16 protein-coding genes are annotated in these 13,399 nt (G+C 51.4%); 6 read left to right on the forward strand and 10 right to left on the reverse strand.

The window, feature by feature from the left end; genetic code table 11:
* Positions 1-10 precede the first annotated feature (10 nt).
* Positions 11-1,402 carry an aldehyde dehydrogenase family protein gene (locus N5923_RS22640; protein WP_267144542.1) on the reverse strand — a complete coding sequence of 464 codons (1,392 nt, stop codon included), beginning with the start codon at positions 1,400-1,402 and terminating at the stop codon, positions 11-13.
* A gap of 102 nt (positions 1,403-1,504) precedes the next feature.
* Here N5923_RS22640 and ptrR point away from each other — a divergent pair, with 102 nt between their 5' ends.
* Positions 1,505-2,368, forward strand: a complete 864-nt coding sequence (gene ptrR / locus N5923_RS22645) for a putrescine utilization regulator PtrR (RefSeq protein WP_267144541.1) — start codon at positions 1,505-1,507, stop codon at positions 2,366-2,368.
* A gap of 105 nt (positions 2,369-2,473) precedes the next feature.
* On the opposite strand, the gene N5923_RS22650 is transcribed toward ptrR, so the two are convergent.
* On the reverse strand, positions 2,474-2,728 hold the full coding sequence (locus N5923_RS22650) for a YdgH/BhsA/McbA-like domain containing protein (protein WP_267144540.1): 255 nt from the start codon (positions 2,726-2,728) through the stop codon (positions 2,474-2,476).
* Between the two features lie 408 nt (positions 2,729-3,136).
* Between N5923_RS22650 and N5923_RS22655 the strand changes: the two genes are divergently transcribed.
* On the forward strand, positions 3,137-3,532 hold the full coding sequence (locus N5923_RS22655) for a YgiW/YdeI family stress tolerance OB fold protein (protein ID WP_267144539.1): 396 nt from the start codon (positions 3,137-3,139) through the stop codon (positions 3,530-3,532).
* 19 nt (positions 3,533-3,551) lie between these two features.
* Here the strand turns inward: N5923_RS22655 and N5923_RS22660 are convergent, their stop codons facing one another.
* Complete coding sequence (locus N5923_RS22660; protein ID WP_267145270.1) at positions 3,552-4,055, reverse strand: CinA family protein; 504 nt, start codon at positions 4,053-4,055, stop codon at positions 3,552-3,554.
* Positions 4,056-4,220: 165 nt separating this feature from the next.
* On the opposite strand from N5923_RS22660, the gene N5923_RS22665 reads away from it, so the two are divergent.
* Positions 4,221-6,038 carry a glycoside hydrolase family 15 protein gene (locus tag N5923_RS22665; protein WP_267144537.1) on the forward strand — a complete coding sequence of 606 codons (1,818 nt, stop codon included), beginning with the start codon at positions 4,221-4,223 and terminating at the stop codon, positions 6,036-6,038.
* 229 nt (positions 6,039-6,267) lie between these two features.
* Here the strand turns inward: N5923_RS22665 and N5923_RS22670 are convergent, their stop codons facing one another.
* Positions 6,268-6,435, reverse strand: coding sequence for a con-10 family general stress protein (locus tag N5923_RS22670; protein WP_267144536.1), 168 nt, complete (start codon positions 6,433-6,435; stop codon positions 6,268-6,270).
* Between the two features lie 364 nt (positions 6,436-6,799).
* Here N5923_RS22670 and N5923_RS22675 point away from each other — a divergent pair, with 364 nt between their 5' ends.
* The gene (locus N5923_RS22675; protein WP_267144535.1) at positions 6,800-7,132 is read left to right on the forward strand and encodes a hypothetical protein; all 333 of its coding nucleotides are present in this window, start codon (positions 6,800-6,802) and stop codon (positions 7,130-7,132) included.
* Positions 7,133-7,179: 47 nt separating this feature from the next.
* On the opposite strand, the gene fetB is transcribed toward N5923_RS22675, so the two are convergent.
* From fetB to N5923_RS22695, 4 genes are all read right to left on the reverse strand, one after another.
* Complete coding sequence (fetB, locus tag N5923_RS22680; protein ID WP_267144534.1) at positions 7,180-7,947, reverse strand: iron efflux ABC transporter permease subunit FetB; 768 nt, start codon at positions 7,945-7,947, stop codon at positions 7,180-7,182.
* Positions 7,934-8,602, reverse strand: a complete 669-nt coding sequence (gene fetA, locus N5923_RS22685) for an iron efflux ABC transporter ATP-binding subunit FetA (RefSeq protein WP_267144533.1) — start codon at positions 8,600-8,602, stop codon at positions 7,934-7,936. The genes fetB and fetA overlap by 14 nt, the downstream gene beginning before the upstream one ends.
* A 90-nt stretch (positions 8,603-8,692) precedes the next feature.
* Entirely contained in the window at positions 8,693-9,385 is a 693-nt protein-coding gene (locus N5923_RS22690; protein ID WP_267144532.1) for a DUF421 domain-containing protein, read from the reverse strand.
* 133 nt (positions 9,386-9,518) lie between these two features.
* Positions 9,519-10,253, reverse strand: coding sequence for a YoaK family protein (locus tag N5923_RS22695; protein WP_267145271.1), 735 nt, complete (start codon positions 10,251-10,253; stop codon positions 9,519-9,521).
* A 190-nt stretch (positions 10,254-10,443) separates the two neighbouring features.
* On the opposite strand from N5923_RS22695, the gene N5923_RS22700 reads away from it, so the two are divergent.
* On the forward strand, positions 10,444-11,658 hold the full coding sequence (locus tag N5923_RS22700; RefSeq protein WP_267144530.1) for a sugar transporter: 1,215 nt from the start codon (positions 10,444-10,446) through the stop codon (positions 11,656-11,658).
* A 91-nt stretch (positions 11,659-11,749) separates the two neighbouring features.
* Here N5923_RS22700 and N5923_RS22705 read toward each other — a convergent pair whose 3' ends face one another.
* Positions 11,750-11,971 (reverse strand): helix-turn-helix domain-containing protein, encoded by a 222-nt coding sequence (locus N5923_RS22705; protein WP_267144529.1) that lies wholly within the window; start codon positions 11,969-11,971, stop codon positions 11,750-11,752.
* Between the two features lie 110 nt (positions 11,972-12,081).
* Here N5923_RS22705 and N5923_RS22710 point away from each other — a divergent pair, with 110 nt between their 5' ends.
* Positions 12,082-12,306 (forward strand): helix-turn-helix domain-containing protein, encoded by a 225-nt coding sequence (locus N5923_RS22710; RefSeq protein WP_267144528.1) that lies wholly within the window; start codon positions 12,082-12,084, stop codon positions 12,304-12,306.
* Between the two features lie 49 nt (positions 12,307-12,355).
* On the opposite strand, the gene N5923_RS22715 is transcribed toward N5923_RS22710, so the two are convergent.
* Positions 12,356-13,240: an Rpn family recombination-promoting nuclease/putative transposase gene (locus N5923_RS22715; protein ID WP_267144527.1), complete on the reverse strand. Its 885-nt coding sequence runs from the start codon at positions 13,238-13,240 to the stop codon at positions 12,356-12,358.
* Positions 13,241-13,399: the final 159 nt, after the last annotated feature.

Genomic DNA, 13,399 nt, shown 5'->3' on the forward strand with positions numbered 1-13,399 from the left:
CCGTTAGCGCTTAGCCCTGACGGTTTTTCCATACGGTCTGAATATTACAGAACTCATGCAGTCCATACACTGACAGTTCACGTCCATAACCACTCTTCTTCACACCACCAAATGCCACGCGCGGGTCACTGGCGCTGTAGCCATTAATAAATACGCCGCCGCATTCGAGTCGGCAGGCTATTTCATTCGCCAGCGCTTCGTCTGCACTGTAGATAGTGGCAGACAGGCCAAAATCACTGTCATTAGCCAGCGTCACCGCATGATCGGCGTCACGCGCCACGGTCACCGCCGCTACCGGACCAAACAGCTCCTGGCGAAAAGCAGTCATATGCGGCTGGACGTTACCCAGCACCGTTGGCGCATAGAAGTTACCTTTGCCCGGTACTTTGTAACCGCCGGTCAGCAGTACTGCGCCTTCGGCCAGCGTTGCTTCTACCTGGCCATGCAGTTCATCGCGCAGATCGAAGCGGGCCATCGGGCCGACATAGTTATCCTCGTCATCTGGCGCACCGGTTTTCAGCGCCTCGACGGCAGCGACAAATTTCGCGGTGAACGCGTCGGCAATCGCTTCTTCAATAATAAAGCGTTTTGCCGCGGCGCAGACCTGCCCGCTGTTCTGATAACGACCCGCGACTGCTGCTTTAACCGCCTGATCCAGATCGGCATCTTTCAGCACGATAAAGGGATCGGAGCCGCCCAGTTCCAGCACCGATTTCTTCAGTGCCGCTCCGGCCTGAGCACCAATCGCCGCACCAGCCCTGACACTACCGGTAAAGGTTACTGCCGCCACGCGGTTGTCAGTAATCGCCTGGCTGACCCCTTCATTGCTGGCATTAATCACGGTAAACACCCCCTGCGGGAAGCCTGCCGCAGCCACAATGCGCTGGATAAGATAAGCACTGCCCATCACATTTGGCGCATGTTTCAGCAGGTAACTGTTACCGGCCAGCATCACCGGCACTGCACTGCGCATTACCTGCCACAGCGGGAAATTCCACGGCATAACTGCCAGAACGGTGCCTAACGGACGAAATTCGGTTACCGCCTGATTGTCAGGAACCAGCGTCGGCCTGGTCGCCAGCATTGCCGGTCCGTGTTCTGCATACCAGTCGCAAAGGCTGGCGCTTTTTGCTACTTCCCCGCGAGCCTGCTTAATCGGCTTACCCATCTCCTGACTGATCAGCTGTGCCAGCTGTTCGAGGTTTTCACGTAACGCATTGCCCAGATCGCGCAGTTTATCCGCGCGTTGTGCGACGCTCTGCGCGCCCCACTGCTTGCCCGCGTTGTAACAAACGGCAATCGCCTGATCAACCTGGGCGGTGGTATCAAAGGGATAGTCAGCCAGTTTTTCCGCGCTGGCCGGATTGAGTGAAATGGCATGAGTCAGATGGCTAATGGTCATAGTAATGTCCGTGGTCAATTTGCGTTGAGGGTATTCTGGACTTGTGAGGGCCATCAGAAAAGTGAATAATTGAGCTGCAACCTTTCACTAAATGAGAACGGCATGAATCTTTCCCAACTTGAGATGTTTTCCGCGGTGGCTGAAACCGGTAGCGTGTCTGAAGCGGCGCGCAGGGTGCATCGGGTGCCGTCCAATGTCACCACCCGCATTCGCCAGCTGGAAGCTGATCTGGGAGTGGAACTGTTTATCCGCGAAAGCCAGCGTTTGCGACTGTCACCTGCGGGCCACAGTTTGCTGCAGTACAGTAGTCAGATTCTCGCTCTGGTGGCTGAAGCCCGTCAGACGGTCACCGGGCAGCAGCCGCAGGGTATCTTTAGCCTGGGTTCGCTGGAGAGCACCGCCGCGGTACGGATCCCTGGCATCCTCGGCCAGTACCATCAGCGTTACCCGATGATACAACTGGATTTGAGTACCGGTCCGTCCGGCACCATGCTGGATGCGGTGCTGGCAGGCGATCTGTCAGCAGCTTTTATTGACGGACCGGTGATGCATCCGGCGATAGAAGGAATGCCGGTTTTTCTGGAAGAGATGGTGATTATTGCCCCTGCCGGTTCTGCGGTAGTTAACCGTGCGCGCGATGTGAGTGGTCATAATATTTATGCCTTCCGCGAGAACTGCTCCTATCGCCGACACTTTGAAAACTGGTTCCTTGGCGATCAGGCCACACCGGGTAAAATATACGAGATGGAGTCCTATCACGGCATGCTGGCCTGCGTGATCGCTGGCGCCGGCATGGCGATGCTGCCGCGCAGCATGCTGGAGAGCATGCCTGGCCATGAACAGGTGACAATTTGCGTTCCTGATGAGAACTGGCGCTGGCTGAATACCTGGCTTATCTGGCGGCGTGGCGCCAAAACACCGCAGCTGGAGGCATTAATCAGGCTGTTGCCTGCTGAAAGAGAATAGTGTTTAGCTAAGCGGGTTAAAGCTGGCATATCTGCTCAAGTCGCGACTGAGTGTAAAACCGCTATGGGTCCAGGGAAAACCTTCCTCCCTGGACTTTACTACAAATTATTTATAAATCACCGCAACGCCATAAAGCCTGTTCTCACCCCCTGCGGAGATAATACGGTAAGCGCTGGCGCCGCGCTCTTCCGCCTTCAGAGCCAGTCTGTTTTCGAGACCGGAAAGTGTGGTTGCTCCCGATGCTGAAATAGTTCCTATTTTAGTCAGACCTTCATCAGAATTTACGGCTCTTACGGCAAAAGAATTTACTGAATAACTTCCTAAGATCAACAGTGGCAAAATGAATTTTTTCAAACGCATATTTACACCTCATTAAGTTAAACACGCCAGCCATATTGCTGACCGGGCTACCTTAAGAGAAAAAAACTTACAGAAACCTTACCTGCTGGTCCGGCGATAAATATAATCGCCATTTCCTGTAAAGAGTAAAAATTACATTATCTTGATATAAAAATTTATTCATTTTGTCGCGCTATTGATAATTCCAGCTCATTACGTGAGAAAGATATTCACCCCTTGCCGGGTTCTCATCGCGTGCCGACGAAGATGGCGTGGCTGCAAAATCGCAAACTGAATGTATAAGCATTCAGGCAAGAGTTTAAGGCACATTCGCTCAGCACTGGCGCTTTGTTCACACTATTCTGTAGTTTCTGCCAGGCTTAATAAGCACGCTATGAACCATATTGATTCGCGCCGCAAGGAGAACTAATGAAAAAATCGTTTCTGATCGCCTCATTAATCGCACTTAATTTTTCGGTCGTCGCAGCAGAAACCGGCGGATTTAAAGCTGGCGATACACCGCCGCCGAAGCACGAGCAGGACGCGGGATATAAAGGCACGGAGGATACCCGTGAGAATACGGTTAACCGCATCCGTGATTTACGGGATGGCGCATGGGTCACTCTGGAAGGGAATATTATTAAGCAGCACCAGCAGGAGCGCTATGCTTTTCGTGATAAGACCGAAACCATTGACATCGTGGTTCCTCAGTCTGCATGGAAAGGTAAAGAGTTTGGCGCTGAGGATCTGGTGCGCATCAGTGGACGGGTGCATGGTCAGGGAAAGAGTACCATCATCAACGTCGAGCAGATCAGTGAACCTTGATACCCAGCACCCGGGCCATTTAGCGAGTGGCCGCAAACGCTTGCAGTAACTGCGTTAACGTCTGGAGTGAGAACAGCGCGGCATCGCGAATCACCTGTTCACAATCGCCTTCGATTAAACGCACCGTACTGTACAGTTGCTGATGCGGCAGCTGCCATGCAAACCAGATTGTTCCTGCCGGTGTGCCATCTTCCCCGCCATCGGGGCCGGCATACCCACTGATCGCCAGGCTGACATCTTCGCCGGATAAAGCCAGCGCGCCCGTTGCCATTTCCCGCACCGCCGCTTCACTGACTGCGCTATCGATACGCAGAGTTCGTTCGGAGACGTTAAGCATTCGCTGCTTTGCGCTATTGGAATAGGTAACGATCCCAGTGGTAAAAAAATCGGCGCTGCCGTGGGTGGATCCCATCGTCATACTGACCAGACCTGAGGTGCACGATTCGGCCGTCGTCAGCTTCAATTCCAGCTTTAACAGGATATCGCCAAGCGCCTGTGCGGCGTCTGCAAGTTGTTTATCCATAGTCCCTCCTCCGGCGTGAACAATAATATGCATAGTGTATGCCCTGAACGGCAGAATTCTCCACCTCTGCGCCAGCCTGCGATTATCGTTAAATCAATCTTCCGCCAGAATGTGACAATCATCACATCTGTGCCAGGATTAAAATAAACAACAAGGAAGATATTGATGAAAAATAAGCACTATCGATCCCCCGTCAGAAAGGACGGCTTTGCCGGGCTGGGCGACTATGCTGCGATTGGTGAAGGGCGTTCCGTTGCGCTGATTGCCCCGGATGGCGCAATTGACTGGTGGTGTGCGCCCAATCTCGATTCGCAGCCATTGTTTGATCGCATCCTTGATACGGCGATTGGCGGTTTTTTTCAGCTGGAGCCCAGCGAACCTTACAGCGTAACCCGTCACTATCGTGAGCAAAGCAATGTGCTGGAAACGCGGTTTGAAACGGAAAGCGGTTCAGTATTATTAACGGAATCGATTAACAGCACACTGGCTGGCAGGCTGCCATGGAGCGAACTGGCACGGCGCGTCGAAGGGCTGAAGGGGCATGTCGAACTCAATTTACGTCTGCGCTTTGGCACCGCCGCAGAAACGCGATCGCCGTGGATGGCGAATACCGCGCAGGGAAATGTGTTTCATATCGCTGAGATGATGGCGATGCTGCGGACCAGCGATGATATTGAGATTACGCACTGTGAAGATGAACAGGTCACCGGCCTGCTCACCACCGCGCCCGGTTCACGATCGCTGGTGGCACTGCTGGTAACGGAAAAAGAGCCGCTGGCGGTACCGGCGCTTACTGCAATTGATGAAAGAATTGAAACCAGCCATATTGCATGGTGCGACTGGGCAAAAAGCCTCAGCTATCAGGGACGTTATGCAACTCAGGTGATGCGTTCAGCGCTGGCGCTGAAATTTCTCTGGTACTCGCCGACTGGCGCACTGGCCGCCGCCGCCACAACTTCGCTGCCCGAGGGCATCGGTGGTGAAAAAAACTACGATTATCGCTATGCCTGGGTACGCGATGCCTGCCTGATCATTAAGGCGTTTGTCTATCTCGGTGCGCTTGAAGACTGTAAGGCGGCTTTTTCATGGCTGTCGAAAACCATTATTCGCCACGGGGTCAGGCTCCATGCCTGTTACACCCTTGAAGGCGAGGTGGTGCCAGAGGAGCGCTACCCGGATTTACAGGGTTATCAGCATTCGCAACCCGTTCGTGTCGGCAATAATGCCCGCGATCAGCTGCAGCTGAGCATGTACGGCGATATGCTTGCCACCGCACAACTGTTTATTGAAGCCGGGCACATTCTCGATCTTGCCACTTCGCGTATGCTTGGCGAACTGGCTAACTGCTGCGCCGATCACTGGCGGCAGAAAGACTCCGGCATCTGGGAGCTGCCTGAAAACCAGCACTATACCCATTCTAAAATGGCCTGCTGGCTGGCGCTTGATCGGGCAGTGGCAATGGCGAATGAACAACATATCGAACCTACGTGGGTGGGACGCTGGCAGCGGGAGCGTGATCGTATTCGTGACTGGGTTGAAACCCACTGCTGGTCCGAAAGTAAACAGGCTTATCTCTTCTATCCCGGCAGCGAAGATAAGCTGGATGCTGCACTGGCGCTGGTTCACCATTATGGCAATGCAGTTAACCGGCAGCGCATGCTGGCCACCTTGCAGGCGATCATTGCCGATTTAGGACATGGCACGGCCATGCTTTATCGCTACAGCAATGTGGAAAAAGAGGAGAGCACTTTTGTCGCCTGCGCGTTCTGGCTGGTAGAAGCTCTGGCCTCAATGGGTGAAGCAGCACAGGCCGAAACTCATATGAAGGAAATTATTGAGACGCTGTGTGGGGAAGGCAATGTTGAGACATTTAACGAGATGTTTGATGTACGCACCAACAGCTGGCGCGGCAATATTCCGCAAGGGCTGAGCCACCTGGCGCTGATTTGCGCGTCTCAGGCGCTTACCGCGACGGAAAAGTAGTGCAGCCATTTTCTGCCAGGGCGCGGGGAGGTGAAAAATGGCCATGTAACTCTTTTGCTTTTCCGCGGAATAGCCAGAATGCCCAGCTGTACTTGCTAAAAAATGATAACGAAGCGCTGTATTTTTATCATGCTGAATATATTTTACTGGGCCGGATATAAATATACCCGCCACACCAGAAGTATAACGGGCATACAGTTGCCGACGGAATATTTAATTAATGCACAAGTTACGGTTTTTTACCGCTACTTTGCCCACCTTTCTTCCCTGCTTCGGAGGCTTTTTCGTGATCATTTTTAAATGAACCACTACTTTTCTGACCGCCTTTTTTACCGGCTTCTGATGCTTTTCCACGATCATCGGCAAAGTTTCCTGATCCACCACGATGTTCAGTCATAACATTTCCTCTACGTGCTTTAAATTACCACTCAGAATCATTTCTCAGTGGGCGTCTTGCTGTATAAAGCATGGCAGCAAAAGCAATATCCGCAAGTTTTTATCACTATTTAAAACCCCATATTCAGCGACATTCACAACACCTTGAAATATCGGTAAATATCAATCAAAGCTGGTAATTGTCAATAAATAGTTACACCGACAGATATTTTATTGTTAATTTTGCAAAACGAAAACCATATATTTAATTAAGAGAATAGTCTCGTTTTTTACACCTTGATTTATAAAATATTTTTTAATAAGCCCATTAATGGAAGGTTTTCGCGTTCTCATCTATCTTTAAAAAGTTCACATAAGGAGTAAACATGAGAAGTTCACTACTGCTAATTACCCTGCTTATCGCCGGGACCGCTACAGCTGAAGATCCACAACAACAGCCACAAGAAAACTACATTAGCCATCTGTGCAGCGCGGCGATTGATAAACCTGATGGATCCAGAGAGTTCTATCTGCAACAGATCAAGAATAGTTCGATGCGTGGCCAGTCCTCATCATCGCTGAATAAAACCGAATTCGATCAGGATATTGCGGAAAAAGTTATTGAAGGCTGGCAGTCACTCACTCCCGAACAGCGCCAGCAGGCCACTACCCCGAGCGGCTGCCAGCAAGCTCTTAATAAAAAGCTCAATGGCGCCTGAACAGGTTTTAAGCTGTTCAGGCGAGCTGGCCGGGTTGCGAATATCCGCTAACTCAGCGTTTTCAGCTGGGCGCGCGCATTATAGAAGCGACGACAGGCCAGATAGCCAGCGATAATGGTCGACAGGCTGGCCGTCCCCAGCAGCATAAATGTCACCATTATTTGATATTTAATCGCCTTTACCGGATCAATCCCGGCAAAAATCAGCCCGGACATCATGCCGGGCAGACTGACCAGCCCGACAGTTTTCGCCGCATCCACGGTCGGGATCATCGCGGCGCGAATACTCTCGCGGAGCAGCGTGCCGGAAGCCATTTTAATTGAGGCCCCGAGGCTCAGCATCTCAAGGATCTTTTGCCGGTTATCAGCGAAACGCTGGTTAAGATTGCTGTAGCACAATCCGACGGCGACCATCGCATTACCGGCGATCATCCCGGAAATCGGGATCACCTGCATGGGCATAAATTCAATCGAACCACTGACCACCAGGATCGCCAGCGTCAGCGTGGTGCCAGCCGTGATGGCGATAAACGAAATGATAAATGCGTTATCAATATTACGGCTGCGCTTGCGGGCATTAAGCGAAGCATTGATGCAGATAAACAGCACCATTAATACCGTCAGCCAGCCATTGTTCAGATTGAAGATGGTCTTCAGGACATAGCCAACGATAATCAGCTGAACAACGGCGCGCGACACGCTCCAGATAATATCCTTACCCAGACCCAGCTTCTCTTTCTGGCTGATCAGCAGCGCAATCACCACCAGCAGCAGCGCAAAAGCCAGTGATTGATTGGTAATATTATGCTGGTTCATGGTGACTCCCGGAAACCGGCGCCGTCAGCGTCACGACCCGTTGCGCCTGGCTAATCTCGGCGCTATCGTGACTAATCCATACCACGGCGGTTCCCTCCTCTTTCACCAGCGCAGCAATCAGCTGGTGAGTCAGTTGCTTGTTCTCTTCATCCAGCGCGCTGGTGATTTCATCCAGCAGCAAGACCTGTGGCAGAAATTGCAGGTTACGCAACAACGCTACCCGCTGTTTTTCGCCGCCGGAAAGCTGACCGATTTTCTTATCCAGACTCTCCGCAGGCAGATTGACCCTGTTCAGCCAGTGTTTCAGCCCTTCCCTGTCGGCCTTTTTCTGGCGAATTTGCCATGGAAAAGCGAGGTTGTCATACACCGTCGTGCCAAACAACGCTGGCGTCTGGAAACAATAAGAGACCTGCTGGCGATAGCTTTCCGCCTTCAGCGCAGTAATCGGCTCACCTTTAAACCAGATATCGCCTGCAGAAGGCGACAGCAGCGAAGCCATGATTTTCAGTAAAGTACTTTTTCCGCTGCCAGAGGAGCCGGTCAGCAGGACAAACTCACCCGCATTAAGCGTCAGTGAAACCGGAGCCAGTAACTGACGCCCTTCGGCTGCATAGCTCACATCCTGCACATCCAGCAGAGGAGTAACGGTTGACATTATGCTCTATCCATCAATTGAATTTTCTGCAAAATCATAACGCTAAAACAGCACAGGCTGCGGCCTTTCTGCAGGTAAACGGGTCCGGGGTTATTGCGAGCGTCGGGTTATTAAGGCCAGTGACCATGATTCCCGCTGGCATCGGGGGCAGCTCAGCGTTTGTTGGGCGGCGATCTGCGTCGTCAGCCCGCAGTGATTACAGGCATATAAGCCCGCTTCAGGCACGCGGATAACGTCATGACGGTGCTCAGGAGGAAGCACCGAGAGGCCGGGCCTGACATCATCATGCGAATAAAAATAAGTACTCAGCTGCCCATCCACTTCAATCAGCGCCAGCCGGACCTGGCCGATATGCTCGACGCCTTCCTGCCGCAGTTCCATAAAAAATTCGTCTTCGGAGATATTCAGTCCGTGCAGACTTTCCAGCACATACGCCCCGTCTTTAATCAGCGTAACAACATCGCCCTCGATCCATTTTGAAAGCCGCGGGCTGCGGGCAGTCAGGTAAGTGGTCAGCCGGTAGAGCACCAGCAGCACAATAAATACCATCGCGACGGGCAAAATGGGCACATCATCATAAAAAGTCACATCACCCGACGCCGAACCGAGGGTAAGAATGATCACCAGCTCGAACAGAGACAGCTGCCGGATACCACGTCTGCCGGAAACTTTTAAAAAAATAAAAACAATAATGTAGGCAAAGAGGACACGTACAGCCACTTCAGCCAGAAATGACGTCGACAGGTCATTCAGGAAAATACGTTGCCAGTCAATGGTAAACATAGGAACAGGATCATCCGGTAATCAGAAAGCCTGAGTTTACCAGCGCAGCGGCCAATTGTATTTTTAGCTTTATCACGTTTAAAAAAATTTGCAGCGGCGCGCGCGACTGAGCAGTAAACGGCGCCGCTGATACCTATGTCACTTTGCGGGCTCGTGCCGTATTGACGGTCGCAGCGATGGAAAACACCGCAACCATAATCAGTACAATGCCCAGCGCAATCATCGCTGTGAAACCAAATGACTGAAACAGCATATACCCGGCAATACAGCCCGTCAGAAAGGAGATGATGGTCGTCAGATGCGTATGCAGCTGCTTCTGGTAAAAATGCCGCTCAGCCGGTTTATCACTAAAAATAAACGAGGACATAAACGAACCTAATGCAATGCCGGCATCGGTCAGCGTGCCGGTGACATGCGTTGAGCGAACCCGACCGTTTGAAAGCTGGGTCGAGGTTGAGTTATGCACTCCCATCAGGAATCCCAGCAACACCAGCACTTCCCCGTTATTTTTAACCGAGTAAAAGACGGTCTCAAACAGCGATGCCAGCATTAACGCCACCCCTTCCGCCAGCAGGATAAAGCAGTAAATCGTCCGCAGATTCTTCTTCAGTCCGCTAATGACCACGCAGCGTGCCATTGTCGACCCGACAATAAAGGCCATGATCAGTACGGCCAGAAAAAACAGCTCATGAAATTGCGCACCAGGCACTTCCGCTGAAATTTGTGAGGCGTTGCCGGTCATATGGGATGGAAAAAAACCAAAGGCGCCAAAGGCCATCGCATTCAATGTACCCGCCGTGGTGGCCAGCACCAACGCCAGAGAGCGGTCTTCAGTGTGTGATCTGGTTTTCTTCTTTTTTATCAGCAAATTATGCCCCTGTTAATGGGTTTGATTCCGTTGAGATAAGCAGGATGATTACCCGCTCCGACGATAAAAATTTTTCATTACAGAGTTACAGCTTAGCCAAAAATGCGACATAGATCACATTCGGGTTGAATTCTGCGCACAGGTATCTAGACTCTTGCGCTTTCTTCTTCACCACCTGAGCGGATTGTCTATGTCTGATATCAACGCTGTTTCACGTAAGACCGCATGGTCACGCGTAATGACACTCGCTGTGGCCGCATTTATTTTTAACACCACAGAATATATCCCGGTTGGATTACTCTCCGATATTGGTGGTAGTTTCGGCATGGAGTCAGCACAGACCGGTATTATGCTGACCGTCTATGCCTGGATAGTGGCGCTGATGTCACTGCCGCTGATGCTGATGACCAGCCAGATCAATCGTCGTACCCTGCTGATCACTATTTTCGGCTTATTTATGTGCAGCCATCTGCTGTCATTTTTTGCGTGGAATTTTGACGTGTTGTTGATCAGCCGCGCCGGTGTCGCGCTGGCGCATGCCCTGTTCTGGTCGATCACTGCGTCGCTGGCCATACGGCTGGCGCCTGCAGGTAACCGTGCGCGCGCACTCAGCCTGATTGCCACCGCCACCGCGCTGGCGTCGGTACTGGGTTTACCGCTGGGCAGAATCATTGGTCAGGGTTTCGGCTGGCGCGCTACTTTCCTCGTCATCGCAGCGGTAGCCTTTGTTCTGTTATGGCTGATTGTGAAAATTATCCCGAATGTGTCTTCAGAACACGCGGGATCGATAAGGAATCTTCCGGAACTGCTGAGCCGCCCGGCACTGCTGGGACTTTACGCTCTGGCTGTAGCAGTGGTAACGGCGCATTTTACCGCTTTTACCTATATCGAACCTTTTGTGCAAAAAGTCGCAGGTTTCAGCCAGAATTTCGCCACCCTGCTGCTGCTGGTTTTGGGGATTGCCGGGATTGCCGGTAGTGTTATTTTCAGCAAGTATGGCGAAGCTAATCTGAATGTCGTTCTTGCCAGCGCAATTGCTTTGTTATCTCTGTGTCTGCTGATGCTGTCCACGGCGGCGGGGAGTGAAACAGCAATGATCGTGCTCTGCTCACTATGGGGCATTGCGTTTATGATGATTGGCATGGGAATGCAGATGAAGGTTCTGACTCTGGCGCCGGATGCTACGGATGTGGCGATGGCGATGTTTTCAGGCATCTTCAATATTGGCATTGGCGCCGGTGCGCTGCTGGGTAATAAAGTCAGCTCAGAATTATCAATGTCATCAACAGGCTATGTCGGTGCAGTTCCGGCAGTGATGGCGCTGATATATGCGGTATGGATGTTCCGCAAAGGCAGCGGCCAGCCGGTTCAGGAAGAACATCCACTGATTACGGAAGTCGAATAACCCCGTTGCAGACAGCAGCAGGCTGTTTTGCATCGCGTTAAATCATAAACGCCTGATGAGTTCATCAGGCGTTTTTTTTGTTCTTGTCCGGTTATGACCAGTCAAACAGCGTCTTTAACTTAACATCCAGCCCCTTAGCCAGCACATTGATAACTAACAGGGTAGGATTTCGGACTCCACGTTCAATTCCACTGATATAGGTGCGATCCAATCCACACTTGTCGGCAAAAACTTCCTGTGACATGCCTGACTGCGTGCGGAGTGATCTGATGCGCTCACCAAAGCGAGCCTGAATGGTTTCTGTATTATGCATCCGAGTAACATGACTCACTGATGCTTATCAGTCCACGGACTATGAGTCACAAAAAAAAGATGCTAACTTATATCATGTGACTCATAGGCAACAAAAAAGGAGTGTTTGCGATGGATAGCCAAGACTGGAATTCAGCAGAGATACAGAAAGAATTAAGAAAAAGAGGATTGACGATGTCCGGACTTTCCAGGAGAGCAGGGCTGGCCACTTCGACGCTGAGGAATACCCTGCTGCGACCATGGCCTAAGGGGGAGTGGCTTATTGCTGATGCCCTGTCAAAACACCCTTCTGAGATCTGGCCAAGTCGCTACCCAGCGCCCTCAGCAACGCAATAAGTTCATTTGCTGCTTCTGTAACCAAACCGGGCCAGACAAACTAGCGATCTCAGTGATGAATCTGTTTCAGCTCAGCTTTCGTCAGGCCGGTCATTTTCATCACCGCAGCAGGCTTCAACCCCTCAGCCAGCATTTTGAAGGCAATTTCTAATTTTGTTTCCTGCCGCCCTTCCTGCCGCCCTTTCTGAGCGAGTTTTTCTGCAATCGTCATCATAAACTCCTTATGTTGACCTGCGCGCTCTCCCAGTGCGCAGATAAATGATTCAGGGTCTGCGGTTTCGCCCACTTGCAGCATATAGTTCATTACCGCAATCACCTGACTATCGGTAGTGTAATCGCTGTTTATCAGCATTGACAACTGTTCAAGGAGCATCATCAGATCGCGGTGGCGAATATGTTTTTGCAGGAACTCCAGTAGCGCCACTCTTCTGTGGCGCAAAATTTCCCCGTCGGGGATCACTGTGATATCCACCAATGGAAAATCGTTACCATAGACCTGCGCGGCCAGCAGTGGATCATCAAAGCCTTGCAGCCAGTTCATCGGATAAGGATAAGGGCTGATATTGCCATGGTAGAACAGGATCGGGATCACCAGCGGCAGGCGCTCGTGCCCGGCATCCAGATGGCGCTGCATCGCTGCAATGGCGTAGCGCATCAGGCGGAAAGTCATATTGTTATCCGGCGAACTCTGATGCTCAATCAGGCAGTAAGCATATCCTTCCCTGCTGACTGTCTTCAGTGAGTAGAGCACGTCTGAGTAAAACGCCCGTAAATCTTCTTCGACAAAGCTGCATGACTCCAGCTGGAGAGTGTCCAGATTGCAATACTTCAGCAACCCTGGCGGCAGATGGATTTGCAGAAAATCCCTGGCGGCATCAGGGTAAGTGAGAAACTGTTTAAATATCGCATCATGCGGTGTGGCGGTGGCACCCATTCCCTGACTCCTGTCACTGTCTGCCCTGCGCGGAATTTATCACAGCTATTTTGTGGATAAAAAGAGCGATGGCGAAGCGTATTTCCGCTATCTGTTTTCCTGTCTAATCATTACTTTGTCGATGGATTCGTGAGAAAGGGATTTGTCATCTACACTTGC

Source organism: Winslowiella arboricola, assembly GCF_025527015.1.
GTDB classification, from domain to species: Bacteria; Pseudomonadota; Gammaproteobacteria; order Enterobacterales; family Enterobacteriaceae; genus Erwinia; species Erwinia arboricola.